12 protein-coding genes are annotated in these 15,401 nt (G+C 74.2%); 5 read left to right on the top strand and 7 right to left on the bottom strand.

The genetic code is table 11. From position 1 onward, the window contains the following. Positions 1 to 16: 16 nt before the first annotated feature. From LCD31_RS03615 to LCD31_RS03625, 3 genes are all read right to left on the bottom strand, one after another. Positions 17 to 259: a hypothetical protein gene (locus LCD31_RS03615; protein WP_224955994.1), complete on the bottom strand. Its 243-nt coding sequence runs from the start codon at positions 257 to 259 to the stop codon at positions 17 to 19. 88 nt (positions 260 to 347) lie between these two features. Beyond that, positions 348 to 1,568, bottom strand: coding sequence for a helix-turn-helix transcriptional regulator (locus LCD31_RS03620; protein WP_224955995.1), 1,221 nt, complete (start codon positions 1,566 to 1,568; stop codon positions 348 to 350). Positions 1,569 to 1,682: 114 nt separating this feature from the next. Beyond that, the gene (locus tag LCD31_RS03625) at positions 1,683 to 4,922 is read right to left on the bottom strand and encodes an ATP-dependent DNA helicase (protein WP_224955996.1); all 3,240 of its coding nucleotides are present in this window, start codon (positions 4,920 to 4,922) and stop codon (positions 1,683 to 1,685) included. A gap of 385 nt (positions 4,923 to 5,307) precedes the next feature. Between LCD31_RS03625 and LCD31_RS03630 the strand changes: the two genes are divergently transcribed. The 5 genes from LCD31_RS03630 to LCD31_RS03650 all read left to right on the top strand — a co-directional run bounded on the left by LCD31_RS03630 (position 5,308) and on the right by LCD31_RS03650 (position 10,813). Beyond that, positions 5,308 to 6,306: a chitinase gene (locus LCD31_RS03630; protein ID WP_224955997.1), complete on the top strand. Its 999-nt coding sequence runs from the start codon at positions 5,308 to 5,310 to the stop codon at positions 6,304 to 6,306. Positions 6,307 to 6,594: 288 nt separating this feature from the next. Beyond that, positions 6,595 to 9,636, top strand: a complete 3,042-nt coding sequence (locus LCD31_RS03635; RefSeq protein ID WP_224955998.1) for a nitrate- and nitrite sensing domain-containing protein — start codon at positions 6,595 to 6,597, stop codon at positions 9,634 to 9,636. Positions 9,637 to 9,655: 19 nt separating this feature from the next. Next, entirely contained in the window at positions 9,656 to 10,069 is a 414-nt protein-coding gene (locus LCD31_RS03640) for a roadblock/LC7 domain-containing protein (protein WP_224955999.1), read from the top strand. Next, positions 10,066 to 10,440, top strand: a complete 375-nt coding sequence (locus LCD31_RS03645) for a DUF742 domain-containing protein (RefSeq protein ID WP_224956000.1) — start codon at positions 10,066 to 10,068, stop codon at positions 10,438 to 10,440. Before LCD31_RS03640 ends, LCD31_RS03645 begins: the two co-directional genes overlap by 4 nt. A gap of 79 nt (positions 10,441 to 10,519) precedes the next feature. Continuing rightward, the gene (locus LCD31_RS03650) at positions 10,520 to 10,813 is read left to right on the top strand and encodes an MGMT family protein (RefSeq protein WP_224956001.1); all 294 of its coding nucleotides are present in this window, start codon (positions 10,520 to 10,522) and stop codon (positions 10,811 to 10,813) included. 176 nt (positions 10,814 to 10,989) lie between these two features. Here the strand turns inward: LCD31_RS03650 and LCD31_RS03655 are convergent, their stop codons facing one another. The 4 genes from LCD31_RS03655 to LCD31_RS03670 form a co-directional block, all read right to left on the bottom strand. After that, on the bottom strand, positions 10,990 to 11,835 hold the full coding sequence (locus LCD31_RS03655; protein WP_224956002.1) for a uroporphyrinogen-III synthase: 846 nt from the start codon (positions 11,833 to 11,835) through the stop codon (positions 10,990 to 10,992). Between the two features lie 43 nt (positions 11,836 to 11,878). After that, the gene (locus LCD31_RS03660; protein ID WP_224956003.1) at positions 11,879 to 12,676 is read right to left on the bottom strand and encodes a TIGR02569 family protein; all 798 of its coding nucleotides are present in this window, start codon (positions 12,674 to 12,676) and stop codon (positions 11,879 to 11,881) included. Between the two features lie 227 nt (positions 12,677 to 12,903). Then, a complete protein-coding gene (moeZ, locus tag LCD31_RS03665) occupies positions 12,904 to 14,088 on the bottom strand; it encodes an adenylyltransferase/sulfurtransferase MoeZ (protein WP_224956004.1) in 1,185 nt (394 codons plus the stop codon). A 187-nt stretch (positions 14,089 to 14,275) separates the two neighbouring features. Continuing rightward, positions 14,276 to 15,322 carry a DUF3152 domain-containing protein gene (locus LCD31_RS03670; protein ID WP_224956005.1) on the bottom strand — a complete coding sequence of 349 codons (1,047 nt, stop codon included), beginning with the start codon at positions 15,320 to 15,322 and terminating at the stop codon, positions 14,276 to 14,278. Between the last annotated feature and the right edge of the window lie 79 nt (positions 15,323 to 15,401).

Here is a 15,401-nt window from a genome sequence, read left to right on the forward strand (position 1 = left end):
AGCCGGGTCGGTGCTCCTACTCCGGTGACCGGCCACCATCGCGCAGGGCGAGCGCGCGAACGCAGGCCACGCACGGCATGCCGGCGGCGACGACTTCGGCGCGGTGCACGTCGATCTCCTCCCCGCAGACCGCCCGGTAGCACCACGCGGGCGTCCAGGTGGCGGTGTGCACGACGCGGCGGGTCTCGCCCACCTCGCCGGCCCGGTAGCGCACCGGAACGGGGGTGGGCGTCGGGAGCGGAGCCGTCGAATCGGTCATGCGAGGAGTGTCGGCGGAATCGCGCCGAGTCCGGGAGGCGATCGCCACCCCGCCGCGACGGGGCACGGAACGTACCTCACCGAGCGGGTCAGACCGTAAGTCCCAGTCGTCCCGCCAGCCGGCGGGCCTCGGTGCGCACCATCCCGCCGCCGGAGGTGACCAGCTCACCGGCGATGCCGCGGGCCAGCGGGTGGCAGCGCATCGACTCCTCCCCCGCCTGCACCGCCCGCTGGAGCACGTGCAGCGTCGCGGCGCGGTCCTCGCGCTGGTGGTAGGCGCGGGCCGTTTCGAGCCACAGCCGGGCGCGCCGGTCCACCGAGGGCACCGAGTCCGGGTCGACCTGCACGGCGGCGTCGATCGCGCTCGCCGAGCGGTGCAGGTCGACCTGCACGGACACCGAGGTCACCGCCGCATTGGCCCGGCCGAACAGCGTCCACGGGTGCGCGTACCGCTGCGGCAGCCGATCCGCCATCGCCTCGGCCTGGTCGAGCCTGCGCAGCGCGTCGCCTTCGCGACCGGTCCGGGCCGCGCTGATCGCGCCGTGCAGCCGGCAGGCGCCCCACAGCGCGCGAACCGAGTCGTCCGCCGAATCCAGCCGCGGTTGGAGCAGCGCGGCCGCGTCGTCCACGAGACGCACGGCGTCGTCCTCGCGACCGGTCGCTCGCCACACGTTGCCCACCACCCACGCGGCCCCGGCGAGCGCGGCCGGATCGTCGGCCAGTTCCGCCGACGTCATGCACCGGTCGGCCGCCAGCCGCAGCAGCGCCGAGTCCGCCACCCACGCGAGCAGCTGCTCGGCGAGGGCGTACGCGGCGGACAGCGCGACGTGCGCTTCGCGCCGCTGCGCGCCGTCGAGCATCCGGACCGCGGTGCGGCCGTCCCGGATGATCTGCGGCAGCACCCGACCGACCGATTTCCGCGGTGTGGGCGAGGAATGCCACAGCGCCCAGGCATCGGCGACCCGCTCCCGCAACGCGGCCGGTGCCGGGCAGGACTCCGCCGACACGGTCAGCGCGGTCTCCTCGATGGCCTCGCGCACGGCGGGAACGGCGTCGTGCGAGCAGCGCTCGGTGAAGCCGCCCAGCGGCGCGCCGCCGGTGAGCTCGGCGACGTCCCGCACGCCCAGCGCGCTCGCCAGCTCGACGAGCTTCTCCCAGCGGGGTGTGTGCAGCCGCCCCTTCTCCACCGCCTTCAACCACTCCGGTGATCGCCCGACGAGACCGGCCACGACCGGCCGGGATTTGCCGCGCCGCTCCCGGATGATCTGGATGCGTTCGCCGATGGTCTTCCCTGCGAGTTCGTCGGCCACTGCGACCACCTCTTCGCGGTATCGAGCTGCGCGCGGCCGACCGAGCCGATCACCCGCGGGATCACCAGGCTAGCGAGCCGGAGGTGACGCAGGCCATACCGCTCGGACGTCCCGTCACTGCCCGACCTGGCGGCCTTCCGGGTGGACGGGGCAGGACGGGCGGGCCGGGCAGCGCGGGCAGTCCGAGTTCTCGGCGGCGACGTAGGCGGGACCGACGCTGGCGGCGCCCGCGTCCTGCACGACGTCCAGCCACACCCGCAGCCGTTCCTCGTCGAGCCCGTCCTGCGCGCGTTCGGTCCACCCGCCCTGCCGGGACGGCTTGGCGACGTAGAGCAGCCGGGCGCCGCCGGGTTCGGCGCGCTCGTCGTCCCCGTCGGAGTCCCCGGACTCCCCTGCGAAGGCACCGAGCGCGGCGGCCAGCTGGTACACGGCGAGCTGCGGGTGCTCCTGCGCTTCGTCCCCGCTGACCGCGGACTTGCTGGTCTTCACGTCCACCACGACGGGCCTGCCGTCGCCGTCGGCTTCGAGCCGGTCGACCCGGCCGCGCAGCCGCAGCCGCGGGCCGCCTTCGCGGCTCGGCACCTCCAGGTCCAGGTCCCGCTCCACGCCGAGCTGGGTGAGTTCGGCGCGGGAGCTCTCCAGCCAGCCGAGGAACGCGTCGAGCATGCCCTCCACCCGGCGCCGCTCGTGCCGGGAGAACCAGGGCGCCCCGGCGTCGACGTGCTGCCACGCCTCGTCGAGGGCGGTGCGGAGCTGTTCGCGGTCGGCGCCTTCGGCGGCCTTCTCCACCAGCGCGTGCACCAGGGTCCCGGTGACGGAGGCGAGTTCGGCGGCATCCTCCCCGCCGTGGCGCTGCACCATCCAGCGCAGCGGGCACTTGCTCAGTACGTCCACTGTGGACGGTGAGATGCGGACCGCTTCGCCCGGCCCGGTCAGCGGCTGCGCGGTGGAGCTCTCCGGCAGGCCGTACCAGGAATCCGGGTCGGCGCCGGGAACTCCAGCGCGGGCGAGGCGGGCGAGCTGGGTCGCCGCGCGCTCCCGGCGGCCCGGCTTGGCCTCGCCGTCGCACACCACCTTGCGCAGCTCGGCGACGAGTTCGCCCAGCACCAGCCCGCGTTCCGGGCGCAGCAGCGGGCGCTGCTCGGCGTCGGTGCTGACGCCCTCCAGCTCGTCGAGGAACCGGGACGGCTGCTCGTCCTCGCCGCGCACCGCGCTCACCAGCAGCGTCCGCCGCGCGCGGCCCGCCGCGACCAGCAGCAGCCGCCGCTCCTCGGCCAGCAGCGGCGCGGTCGCCGACACCCGCTCCTGCTCGTCGACCCCGGCCAGCAGGTCCACCAGCCGGCCGGTGTGCAGCAAGGACCCGCGCAGCCGCAGGTCCGGCCAGGTGCCCTCCTGCACGCCGGGGATCGCCACCACCTCCCACTCGCGGCCCGCCGACGCGTGCGCGGTCAGCACCGACACCGCGTCACCGGCCGGGGCGGTCGCGGCGAGGCTGCTGCCGGTGATGCGCTGCTTGCGCAGCTCCTCCACGAAACCGGCGATGTCGGAACCGGGTTTGCGGTCGGCGTACTGGGCGGCGGCGTCGAACAGCGCCACCACCGCGTCCAGGTCCCGGTCCGCCTGGGCGCCCGCGATGCCGCCGCGCTCCGAGGCGGCGACCCAGCGCCGCTCCAGGTCGCAGGCCTTCCACACCCGCCACAGCGCCTCTTCCACGCCCTTGCCGGACACTTCGGCGGCGGTCGCCAGCAGCGCGGCGACCTGCCGCGCCGGGCGGGCCGCGGCGTCCTCCAGCCCGGCGAGCCGGTCCCGGTCGTGCAGCACCTCCACCAGCAGCTCACCGCTGGAGCGCTGGCCGCCGGTGGCCTTCTGCAGCCGCAGCAGCCCGCGCCGCAACCGGCGCAGCGCCAGCGGATCGGCCCCGCCCAGCGGGGAGGTCAGCAGCTGCTCGGCGGCGTCCGGGTCCAGCGCCGCCGGGTTCGCCGCGCAGTGCACCAGGGTCAGCAGCGGCCGGACCGCGGTGCGGTGCGCGAGCGGCACGTCGTCCACCGGCAGCACCAGCGGCACGCCGGCGGCGAGCAGCGCGCGGCGCAGCACCGGCAACGACTGGCCGGTGGAGCGCACGATCACCGCCATGTCCGACCACGGCACCTCGTCCAGCAGGTGCGCGCGGCGCAGCTGGTCGGCGACCCACGCGGCCTCCTGGGCCTGGGTGCCGAGCAGCCGGACCTGCACCGAGCCGCCGTCACCCTCCGGTGGGCGCAGCGCGCGCTGCGGTCCGGCGCCGGGCAGGCCGTCGATCAGCCTGCCGACGGCGGCGTGCACCGCGGGGGACATCCGGCGCCCGGTGGTGAGCACCTCGGTGCGGTCCGCCGCGGCTCCGGTGAGGCAGCCGGGGTCGGCGCCGCGGAAGGAGAACACCGCCTGGTCCGGGTCCCCGGCGAGCAGGAACTCGCGGGCGGTGCCGCCGAGCCTGCGCAGCAGCGCGAACTGCTGCGGGTCGAGGTGCTGGGCGTCGTCGACGAGCAGGTGGCGCACCCGGTCCTGCTCGGCCGCCAGCAGCTCCGGGTCGGTGTCGAAGGCCAGCAGCGCTTGGGCCACGAGTTCGGCCGCGTCCAGCTCGGCGCCGCCGTGCCCGCCACCGCGCAGCAGCGTCACCTGCTCGTACTGCACGCCGAACCGGCCGGCCGCCACCCACTCCGGGCGGTCGTGCCGCTCCCCCAGTTCGATCAGCTCGGCGGGGCCGATGCCGCGTTCGGCGACCCGCAGCAGCAGGTCGCGCAGTTCCCCGGCGAAGCCCTCCACCGGCAGCGGGGCGCGCAGCGACTCCGGCCAGTCCCGCGCGCCGCCTTCGATGTCCCCGTCGAGCAGTTCGCGCACCAGCGCGTCCTGGTCGGGTCCGTTGAGCATCCGGGGCGGCGGGGCCCCGGTGCGCACCGCCTGCAGCCGCAGCACCGCGAACGCGTACGAGTGCACGGTGCGCACCAGCGGTTCCGGCGCGGTGCGCAGCCCGGCTCCGGCGGTGAGCCGCCGGGTGATCTGCGCGCGCATCCGGGTCGCGGCGGCACGGCCGGAGGTCAGCACCAGCACGTTCTCCGGGTCGGCGCCGCCGCGCAGGATGCGGTCGGCGGCGGCCTCGGCTACCAGCGAACTCTTGCCGGTGCCGGGCCCGCCGAGGACCCGCACGAAGCCGCCGTCACCGTCCAGCACGCGCCGGGCGGGCTCGTCCCAGCGCAGCCGCCGCTCCCCGCCGGAACGGCGCACCAGGACGGGTGCGGAGCGGCGGTGCTGCTCTCCCGGCGCGGAGCGGCGGGACGTCTCGCGCTCCCGGCCGGGGGCGCTGTTCGAGGCGGGCATGCCCCCGATGGAATCACGGGCCGCCGACACCGAAGCCGCAGGCCACGCCGTGCGATCCTGGCGAACCGCACGCGGGGCCGGGGTTCCGCGAGCCGACCCGGGGCCGCGCGGCGCGGTGCCGCCCACCGCGCGGTCGGGCAAACGGTAATTTCCCACCCTTTTCCCATTCTGCTGTGAATGCGGATCAGGAACTCCCTTGTGGACACATCAATTCGCTGGCCAGGGCCGATACAGAACAGGACAGAAAAGCGGCGCCGAGGCCCCGAAGGGCCCAGGCGAATAATTCTTTTGGTGGTACGAACCAATTTTGGGTTCTGCGAGAGTCCCGCTGTGCTGCGGACCCCGACCGCGGCCCCCAGAACACGGGAACCCCGAAGGAGGACCAGTGGGCAAGCTCCGCAAGAACGTGCTCACCCTGGCCGGTACCGGTGTCGCCGTCGCCTGCGCGGCCACCCTGTCCGCCGCGCCCGCGCTCAGCGCGAACCAGGACGTCGCGCCGAAGGCCGAGAGCCCCGTCGCGGCCTCGCCCTACCTCTACAACGGCTGGGGCAACCCGCCGTCGCCGGGCGAGGTGCAGCAGGCCAGCGGGGTCAAGGACTTCACGCTCGCCTTCATCAACGCCGACGGCACCTGCAACCCGGCCTGGGACGGCACCCGGCCGCTGGACGGCCAGGACAAGGCCACCATCGACGAGATCCGCGCCGGTGGCGGCGACGTCGTCCCCTCGATCGGCGGCTGGAGCGGCAACAAGCTCGGCGAGGTCTGCACCGACGCGCAGTCCCTGGCCGGCGCCTACCAGAAGCTGATCGACGCCTACGACCTCAAGGCCATCGACGTCGACATCGAGAGCACCGAGGTCGAGAACCCCGCCTCCCGGGACCGCGTGATCGAGGCCCTGAAGATCACGAAGGAGGCGAACCCGGGCATCAAGACCGTCGTCACCTTCGGCACCACCACCACCGGGCCGAACGAGAACGGCACGGCGATGCTGGCGAAGGCCGCCGAGATCGGCGCGGACATCGACGTGTGGACGCAGATGCCGTTCGACTTCAACGGCACCGACATGGCGCAGGACACCATCACCACCACCGAGGCGCTCAAGGAGCAGGTGGCGACGACCTTCGGCTACGACGAGGCCGCCGCCTACGCCCACGTCGGCATCTCCTCGATGAACGGCGACACCGACCAAGAGGCCGAGCACGTCGACGTGGCCGCCTTCCAGAAGATGGCGGACTACGCCAAGGAGAAGGGCCTCGGCCGCTTCACCTTCTGGTCGGTCAACCGCGACCGGCCGTGCGACGGCGGTGGCGACGCCAGCAGCTGCAGCGGCGCCGAGCAGCAGCCGTGGGAGTACTCGTCCATCGTGGCGGGCTTCGCCGGCTGATCCGGCAGCTCGCGCGGGACTGCGCCGCACGGTCCAGCACCGGCTGGGCCGTGCGGCGCCACACCGCTCCACCGTCCCCCCAGTTGATCTTGCCGTGCTATCATCGCGGCGGTTTCATGCGGGAACAGCGAAGTCGGGGGACACCGGGCCGCGCGTCCGATCGCCACGCCCCGCGAACCCGTCTCCCTCAGCACGACGTCCGCTCAGGACGGCGTCGGTGCCTCGCACGCCGCCGAGACCACCGCGACGCGCCTCGTCGCGGGCACCGGCACACACGGGTGGGACGTAGTGCAGAAGCTCGATGACTGGCGCAAGGGCCGCCGCAGCATCCGCGACCGCCTCTACGGCGTGGTCCTCATCCCCGGCATCGCGCTGCTGGTGCTGTGGACGACGATCAGCGGCGTCACCCTCTACGACGGGTTCCACCTGCGCGGCATCGCCGCCGGGGTGCGCGACGTGTCGCTGCCCGCGATGCGGGTCCTGGCCTCGGCGCAGAAGGAACGCACGCTGAGCCTGCTGTACGCGACCGCGCCGGACCAGGCCGCGCCCGGCTCGGTGCGCGACCGGCTCGACCGGCAGCGCGCCGCCACCGACGGGGCGCTGACCGCGATGCGCGAAGCCGCCGACCCGACGCTCCAGCAGGCGCCGGACGCGGTCGCCGACCGGATGCGCTCGCTCGACGGGATCATCGCCGAACTACCCGTGATCCGGGCCGAAGTGGACGGTGCGCAGACCGACCGGGCGCGGATCCACGGCTACTACAACGGGTTCGTCGACGCCGGGTCCGCGCTGTTCGAGCAGCAGGCGCGGTTGTTCCCCGACTCGACGGTCACCCAGGGCGGGCTGCGCGCGGCCGGGTTCTTCACCGCCGCCGACCGGATGTCCCGGGCCGCCTCGCTGGTCACCGACGGGCTGCGCGGCGGCACCTTCACCGCCGCCGACCACCTGGAGTTCACCCGGCTCAGCGGTGCCTACCACCTGGAACTGCGGTCCCAGGCCGACTCGGCGCCGCCGGGCGTGCGGGCCCGGTACACCGAGATCACCTCCGCCCCGCAGTTCCGGCACCTCGCCGAGCTGGAGGAGCAGCTCGTCGCGCTCGGGCCGTGGTCCGATTCGGACCCGTCCGTCGCGGGGCCGCCGTCGATCGACGTGAACGACTGGCTGATCACCAGCGACCTCGTCGCCGACGACCTCACCACGCTTGCCTCCACCCAGGCGCAGCGCACCGCCGCGGCCGGGATGGAGGCCGGGGACCGCAACCTGCTCCAGGTGGCCGTGGGCAGCGTGCTCGCGCTGCTGGTGGTGCTGGCGGCGATCCTCGTCGCGCTGCGGGTGTCCCGCGGGCTGTCCCGGCGGCTCAACGGCTTGCGCGACGACACGCTGGTGCTGGCCGACGGGCAGCTCCCGGAGATCGTGGCCCGGCTGCGCCGCGGTGAACGCGTCGACCTCGATCGCGAAGTCGCCCACCTCGACTACGGCCGCGACGAGATCGGTCAGGTCGCCGAGGCCTTCAACACCGCGCAGCGCACCGCCGTGTCCGCGGCGGTGCAGGAGGCGCAGGCCCGCGAAGGCGTGCACACCGTGTTCCTCGGCATCGCCGGGCGCAGCCAGGCGCTGGTGCACCGGCTGCTCACCACGATCGACCGGCTGGAGCGCGAGGAGCAGGACCCGGACCGGATGGCGCTGCTGTTCGGCCTGGACCACCTCGCCACCCGGGCGCGGCGCAACGCCGAGAACCTGATCATCCTGGGCGGTGGCCGGCCGGGCCGCCGCTGGTCCCGCCCCATCGAGCTCGCCGACGTGCTGCGCAGCGCCGTCGCCGAGACCAAGCACTACGCGCGGGTGCGGGTGCAGCGGCCGCCGGACCTGGCGCTGCACGGCGACGCGGTCGCCGACACCGTGCACCTGCTGGCGGAGCTGCTGGACAACGCCACCTCGTTCTCCCCGCCGGAATCCCGGGTGAACATCCACAGCCACACCGTGGCCCGCGGCGTCGTCGTCGAGGTGGAGGACCGCGGGCTCGGCCTCGCCGACGAGGACCTGGAGGCGGCGAACGCGATGCTGTCCGGGCCGCCGGAGTTCGACGCGATGGCGCTGCGCTCCGACAGCAGGCTCGGGCTGTTCGTGGTGGCGCGGCTGGCGGACCGGCACGAGATCTCGGTGGAGCTGCGCACCTCCGCCTACGGCGGGACGCGGGCGGTCGTGCTGCTGCCGTCGAAGCTCATCGTGGAACCGGTCGAGCCGGACCCGGCGGAGGCGCACACCTCGCAGCTCCCGCGGATCCGCGCGGAGGAAGCGGCGACCGCCGGGGCGATCGAGCTCGCGGACACCGGCTTCGAGACGGCGCTGCCCGCGGACGCCTGGCCCGCGGACGCCGAGACCGCGCGCACCAGCGTCGCGAACACCGCGGACGCGCGGTCGGACGAGGTCTCCGGACCGGATTCCGGCGCGGCCGCGGCGGAATCCACCGGCAGCGCGGCGGACGCCGACCCCGTCGGCACGACCACCGCCGCCGCCGAGAGCACCGATCCGGCGTTCCCGACGGCAGAACACCCCGATGCCGGCCCGGCCGCCGACGACCGCGCCGCCGACGAATCCGGGCCCGAGGACTCGACCGCGGCGGAGGCGGCGGCCCCGGACCCGGAGGACGTCGATCCGGCCACCGCGAACCCCGCCCCCGGCTCCCGGGACGGCGAAGACGCTCCCGCCGCGGGAGGAACCCCGGCGGCCGCGGACTCCGACGAGCATCCCTGGCCGTCCGACGCGGAGGATCCGGACCTAGCGGGCACCCGCGCCGACGACTCCGCGACGCTGGAACGAACGCCACCCGAGAGGTCAACCGAAGTCACCGCTTCGGGCGACGACTCCCCGCCGGAGCGCGGCTACCGTGCGGACGGAGGGGAACCGATCGAGCCCGGGCAACACGCCGAACCGGCGTTCGACGCGGCATGGCCGACCGAGGAACCCGCCGGCGACGCGGATCCGGTCACCTGGCCGGAAGACCCGGATCCGGCGATCACCGATCCCACCGGGCATCGGTCGATCACCGGCCCCGCGCCCTCCGGCGCCACCGACGCGGACCAGGCCACGACCGACGACACTGGAGCGGACGGCGCCGCGGAACCGGGCGCTCCACCGGTCCCGCTGCCGCGCCGCCGCAAGAAGGCCAGCCTCGCCCCCGAGCTGGCCCGCGAACGACCCGAAGAGGAGGACGCGTCGACAGCGGGATCCCGCTCCGCCGCGGAGATCAGGTCCCTGATGTCGGCGATCCAGCGCGGCACCGACCGCGGCCGCAAGACCGACCCGGACTCGGGCACGACCGATGAGTGAGGGATGCGCAGTGCAGGACATGAGCACCACGACCGACTTCGAGCTGGGCCGGTTGCTGGGTGATCTGGTCGGCCGAGTCGCGGGGGCCCGCCACGCCGTCGTGCTCTCCACCGACGGCTTGGTGGTCGAGCACTCGCCGGAACTGTCCGCTGTGGACGCCGAGGCGCTGGCGGCGACGGCGTCCGCGCTGCACGGGCTGGCGCGCGGCACCGGTCGCCGGTTCGGCGGCGGCTGCATCCGGCAGACCGTGGTGGAGATGGATCACGCGTTCCTGTTCGTCACCGCCGCCGACAACGGTTCCTGCCTCGCGCTGCTGGGCGAGGAGCACGCCGACGTGGGCCTCATCGCCTACGAGATCAACCTGTTCGTCCAGCGGGCGGGCCGGGCCATCGAGTCCGCACCCCGCTCCCGGCTGACGCCGACGGCGACGTGACCTCGCGGCGGACGGGCGGGGACGGGTGGCGCGACAGCGCCGCCGGCCCGCTCGTGCGCCCGTACGCGATGACCCGCGGCCGCACCCGCGCGGCCGCCGCCGAGCTGGACCGCGGCACCCTCGTCGTCGCGGTCCCGGAACCGGACGACGCGGCCGAGTGGGACGCCGACCGGGAGCGGATCCTGCTGCTGTGCGCGCGGCCGAGGTCGATCGCCGACCTGGCCGCGGCGCTGGAGATCCCGGTGGTGGTGGCGAAGGTCCTGGTCTCGGACCTGCTCGACGAGGGTGCGCTGAGCGTTCCGCTGACCCCGCAGCGCCCACCGGACCACGACCTGCTGCAGGCCGTGCTCGATGGCATTCGCCGCTTGTAATAGCGGCTGCTCCCCGGCGCCGGCCCGCCGCTCCGATCACCTGGTCCTGCCGGGCCCGTTGCTCTGCGAGACTGCCCGGGTGGACGAGGAAACCTTGGAACGGGTGCGGGCCGTGGTCGTCTCCATCCCCGCCGGATCGGTGCTCGGCTACGGCGACGTCGCGGAGCTGGCCGGTCTGCGCTCCGCGCGGCTGGTCGGCCGGATCCTCGCCGAGGACGGTGCCGACATCCCCTGGCACCGGGTGCTGCGCTCCGACGGCAGGACCGCCGAGCACCTCCGCAGGCGCCAGCTGGAGCTGCTGCGGGCGGAGGGCGTGCTCGCCGACGGCCCGCGCGTCAACATGCGCCGCTACCGCTGGTCCGGCCCGGCCTGATCGTCCCCGCCGCCGGGACCGAGCGCCGCGGGATCAGCCGTCCCGGTGGACCGGCCGCCGCGCAGGACCGGCCGCCGCAGTAGTCGGGCCGTCGCAGCGCCGACCGCCCCGTGGACCGACCGCCGCAGTGGATCGGCCGCAGGGTCAACCGCCGAGGTGGATCGAGCGCCGCGGGATCAGCCGTCGCCGCGGGCGAAGCGGGGTGCCTCGTCCGCGATCAGGCGGACCAGGGCCGCGGTCCGGGCGCGCTCCGGCAGCACGTGCGGCAGGTCTTCGCGGGCGATCGGGGCCGCCGTGACCGGGCCGACGCAGGCGATGAGCACGTTCGTCCGCAGCGCCGCCAGCAGCGCCTCGCCGCGGCCGGTCCGCCGCGCCCGCGCCAGGAAGTTCGTCGCGGCGGGCGCGCTCGTCAGCGGCAGCACCCGCACCTCGCCGTCGATCACCGCGTCGATCAGCGCGTCCAGCGGCCCGAGGTCGACCGGGTCGGTCCAGCGGTACACCACGATCGGCAGCACCTCGGCGCCCGCCGCGCGCAGCCGCTCCCGGAAGTCGGTCATCGGATCGCCGTGCAGCTGCACCACGACCCGCGCCCCGGCCACGCCCTGCGCGAGCAGCCGGTCGAGCACGTCGGCGACCTCCTCGGTCGGCGCCGTGTAGCTCTCGCGCAGCCCGGCGCCGCGGATCGCGCCGCGCGCCTTCGCGCCCCGCGCCAGCAGTTCCGCCGAGCCGAGGTGCGCCAGCAGCCGCTCCCCCGCGCCGCGCGCCCGAGCCGACTCGATCCAGCCGCCGAACCCGCTGCCGGTCACCGCGACCACGTGCTGCACCGGCCGGGCCAGCACCGCTTCGGTCGCCGCGGTCAGCTCGGCGTCGTCGCCGACCGGGACGGTGTGCATCGCCGCGCCGTAGCGCACCCGGGCGCCGCGGCGGGCCAGCAGCGCGCCCAGCTCCGCCGCCTTGCGCTCGGCGGTGATGCCCGCGGTGAACCCGCGCAGCGGTTCGGTGTCCTCGACGTCCTCTGCCACCGCACCATCGTCACACCCGCGCGGGCGGGCGCGCCGGGGCGGGTCAGAGCACTTCGAGCACCATCTGCGACGCGTGCTCCAGCCCGCCCAGCGAGGCCGTGGTGGACCGCGGGTGCAGCGCGTGCACCGCGAGCCGGAACAGCAGCGCGCGCAGCAGCGCCTGCGGCCAGTCCGTCAGGTGCGACCAGCGCTCCACGATCGCCGCGTCCGAGCCGCCCCAGGACAGCGCGTCGATCACCGCGACCGCCGCCGCCCACTCCGCGGGCCGCCAGAACGGGGAGAAGTCGATGATGCCGGGCGGGGCGTTGCCCGCGAACAGCACGTTGCCGAACAGGTCGCCGTGCACCACCTGCGGGCGCAGCTGGGTGCGGCGCCGCGATCCGGCGAGCACGTCGTAGAGCCGGCCGCCCTTGTCCAGCGGCAGCGGGTAGTCCTCCTCGCCCCACGACATCCGGTCCGCGAGCGCGTAGATGTCCTGCCGCGCGTCGAGGAACCGGGGCCGGGTGAGCACGCTGCTCGCCGCGTGCAGCCGCAGCGACATGGCGACGACCTCGTCGTGCCGCGGTTCCGGCCGTCCGGTGATGTCGCGGCTCGCGGACCAGCCGGAGACCACCCAGCGGCCGTCGGTCGAGCGGACCGGTCTGCCGACCCGCACCTCGTCCGGTTCCAGCAGGTCCAGGGTCTGCGCCACCCAGGCGGCTTCGGCGGTGTTCGCGGCCGGTTTGAGCACGACCTCGCCGCAACGCCAGGCGACGCCGCCGTTGAGCAGTTCGGCGTCCTCCCCGCGCGCACCGAACGCCGCTCGTACGTGCGACGGGGGCGGCTCCGGAGTTCCAGTCACGGCGCAGACGCTACATCGGAGATCCCCGAATGGGGGTCAGGCGCTCCGCAGATCATGGTCCGGGGGAAATCGTGAACCGGGCGGCGGCGCGGCCCGACGACGACCGGCCCCGCCCCCTCGTGTGCGGGGGCCGGGCCGGTACCACCTGCGCTGAGCAGGGAATGTCGCCGTTCTTCGCGCGGTGGCTCGGCCACCGCGCACCGCCCGGACGCGGGCGGCGGGGTCGATCAGTAGGTCGGCAGGCTCGGGTCGACCTCGTTCGCCCATCCGAGGACACCGCCACCGACGTGGACCGCGTCCGAGAACCCGGCCTTGTGCAGCGCGGCGAGCGCCTCGGCGGAGCGGCCGCCGGACTTGCAGTGCAGCACGATCTGCCGGTCCTGCGGCAGTTCCGCGAGCGCGGCGCCGGACAGGATGCGGTCCTTCGGGATGAGCGTGGATCCGTCGATCTTGACGATCTCGTACTCGTGCGGCTCCCGGACGTCGATCAGCTCGAACTTGTCCCCGCGGTCGAACTTCTCCTTGAGCTCACGCGGAGTGATCGTGCTGTTCACCGCGGCCTGCTGCGCGTCGTCCGAGACGACGCCGCAGAACGCTTCGTAGTCGATCAGCTCGGTGATCTTCGTCGCGTTCGGGTCCTTGCGGATCTTGACGGTGCGGTAGCTCATCTCCAGCGCGTCGTAGATCATCAGGCGCCCGAGCAGCGTCTCACCGATGCCGGTGATCAGCTTGACCGCCTCGGTGGCCATGATCGAACCGATGGAGGCGCACAGCACGCCCAGCACGCCGCCCTCGGCGCAGGACGGCACCATCCCGGGCGGCGGCGGCTCGGGGTAGAGGTCCCGGTAGTTCGGGCCCTTCTCCTCCCAGAACACGCTGACCTGGCCTTCGAACCGGAAGATCGAGCCCCACACGTAGGGCTTGCCGGACAGCACCGCCGCGTCGTTCACCAGGTAGCGGGTCGCGAAGTTGTCGGTGCCGTCCAGGATCAGGTCGTAGTCGGCGAAGATGCCCAGCGCGTTGTCCGAGGACAGGTGCACCTGGTGCAGGTTGACCTTGACGAACGGGTTGATCTCGGCGATCGAGTCGCGCGCCGACTCCGCCTTCGGCCTGCCCAGGTCGGACTGGCCGTGGATGACCTGGCGGTGCAGGTTCGACTCGTCGACGGCGTCGAACTCGACGATGCCGATGGTGCCGACCCCGGCCGCGGCCAGGTACAGCAGCGCGGGGCTGCCGAGCCCACCGGCGCCGATCACCAGGACCTTCGCGTTCTTCAGCCGCTTCTGCCCGTCCATCCCGACATCCGGGATGATCAGGTGGCGGCTGTAGCGCGCGACCTCTTCCTTGGTCAACTCCGCCGCCGGCTCGACGAGCGGCGGTAGCGTCGTTGCCTGGGCTGAATCGCCGGACATCTCCCAGCTCCTCCTCAGTGGTCCTCACCTCGTCGTTCACCCGCTGGCGCGAGCACGACGAGCGTCCGCGCCCGAGTTCGGCGGGGCCGGACGGGCGCGGAAGGTGCAACGCCAGAGTGGCGGATGGTCTTCCCGCTTCCCAAACTACTCCCACCATGCGGGAACGGAGTGGTCGAGCGCACCCGCCTCAGCTGCCGGATCCGCCGACGGGGAACGGCCAGGCGTTGTACTTGCAGACGAAGCCGTCGGCGGGGATCTCGGTGCCCTGCGGCACCGCCTTGTTCAGTTCGTGCAGCTCGTTGTTCGACGTGCTGAACGTCTGCTGCATCATCACCGGCGCCAAGCCGCCCTGCTCCCCGCACGGCACGTGCCCGTTGCCGAAGACGTGGCCCACCTCGTGGTTGATCGCGTACCGCCGGTAGGTGCCGATGTCGCCCTCGAAGGCGACCGCGCCGCGCACCCAGCGGGCCGCGTTGATGTAGACCCGGTCGGAGATCCGGCAGGACGTGTCGAACGGCAACCCGCTGCCGTAGCCGCAGATCTCCCGCGCCGTGTTCTGGCTGACCAGCGTCACCCGGAAGTCCGGGGACGCCGAGCCGTCCACCCGCTGCAGCGCGATGTCGCCCGCCTCCGGGTTGGTCCAGCTGCGCGGGTCGGCGAGGGTCTCCTGGGTGAGCTGGGCGAACGAGTCGTTGCCCTCCGCGAGCTTCACCCCGACCTCGACCTCCACGGTGTAGCGGTACAGGTCGCCGCCGGTGCCGACCTTCGGCGAGGTGCCGGGCAGCACGGTGAAGGTGCGCCCGCCGACCTCCGGCACCGGGGAGCCCGGCGGGAGTTCGGCGGAGAACATGTCCGCGCGGTAGGTCCGGCCGGGCGGCGCCTCGGTCACGACCGGGGCCTCCGGCACGTCCGGTGCCCGCAGGTGCGAGGTGCCGCCCTCGCCGAGCTGCTGGGCGTCCGGGTCGACGGACTGGAACACGGCCAGCGCGGTGACCACCACCAGCAGCGGGACCGCGTAGATCCGCCAGCCGTACAGCGACCAGGCCCCGTTCCGCGTGCGCCGCGGCGGTTCCGGCTCGTCCAGGTCGTAGTCGCGCTCGTCGAACGGCCGCCACGAGGCCGCCAGCGGTTCGTCGGGGCGGGGCGTGCGGCGCGCGTGGGGGGCGGCGGAACCGCCCGCCGGGTCCGAACGGCCTGCGGCGGCGTCACGGGGTCGTCTCGGGGGGCGCGGCACGGTACAAGCCTGCCACAGCACGATCGTGGCCAACGAGGCTGTGGCCAGCGGGATCCGCCGCCGATTCGAAGATCACCCG

Origin of the sequence: Saccharopolyspora sp. 6M, from assembly GCF_020176775.1 — a bacterium.
In the GTDB taxonomy this organism is placed as follows: domain Bacteria; phylum Actinomycetota; class Actinomycetes; order Mycobacteriales; family Pseudonocardiaceae; genus Saccharopolyspora_C; species Saccharopolyspora_C gregorii.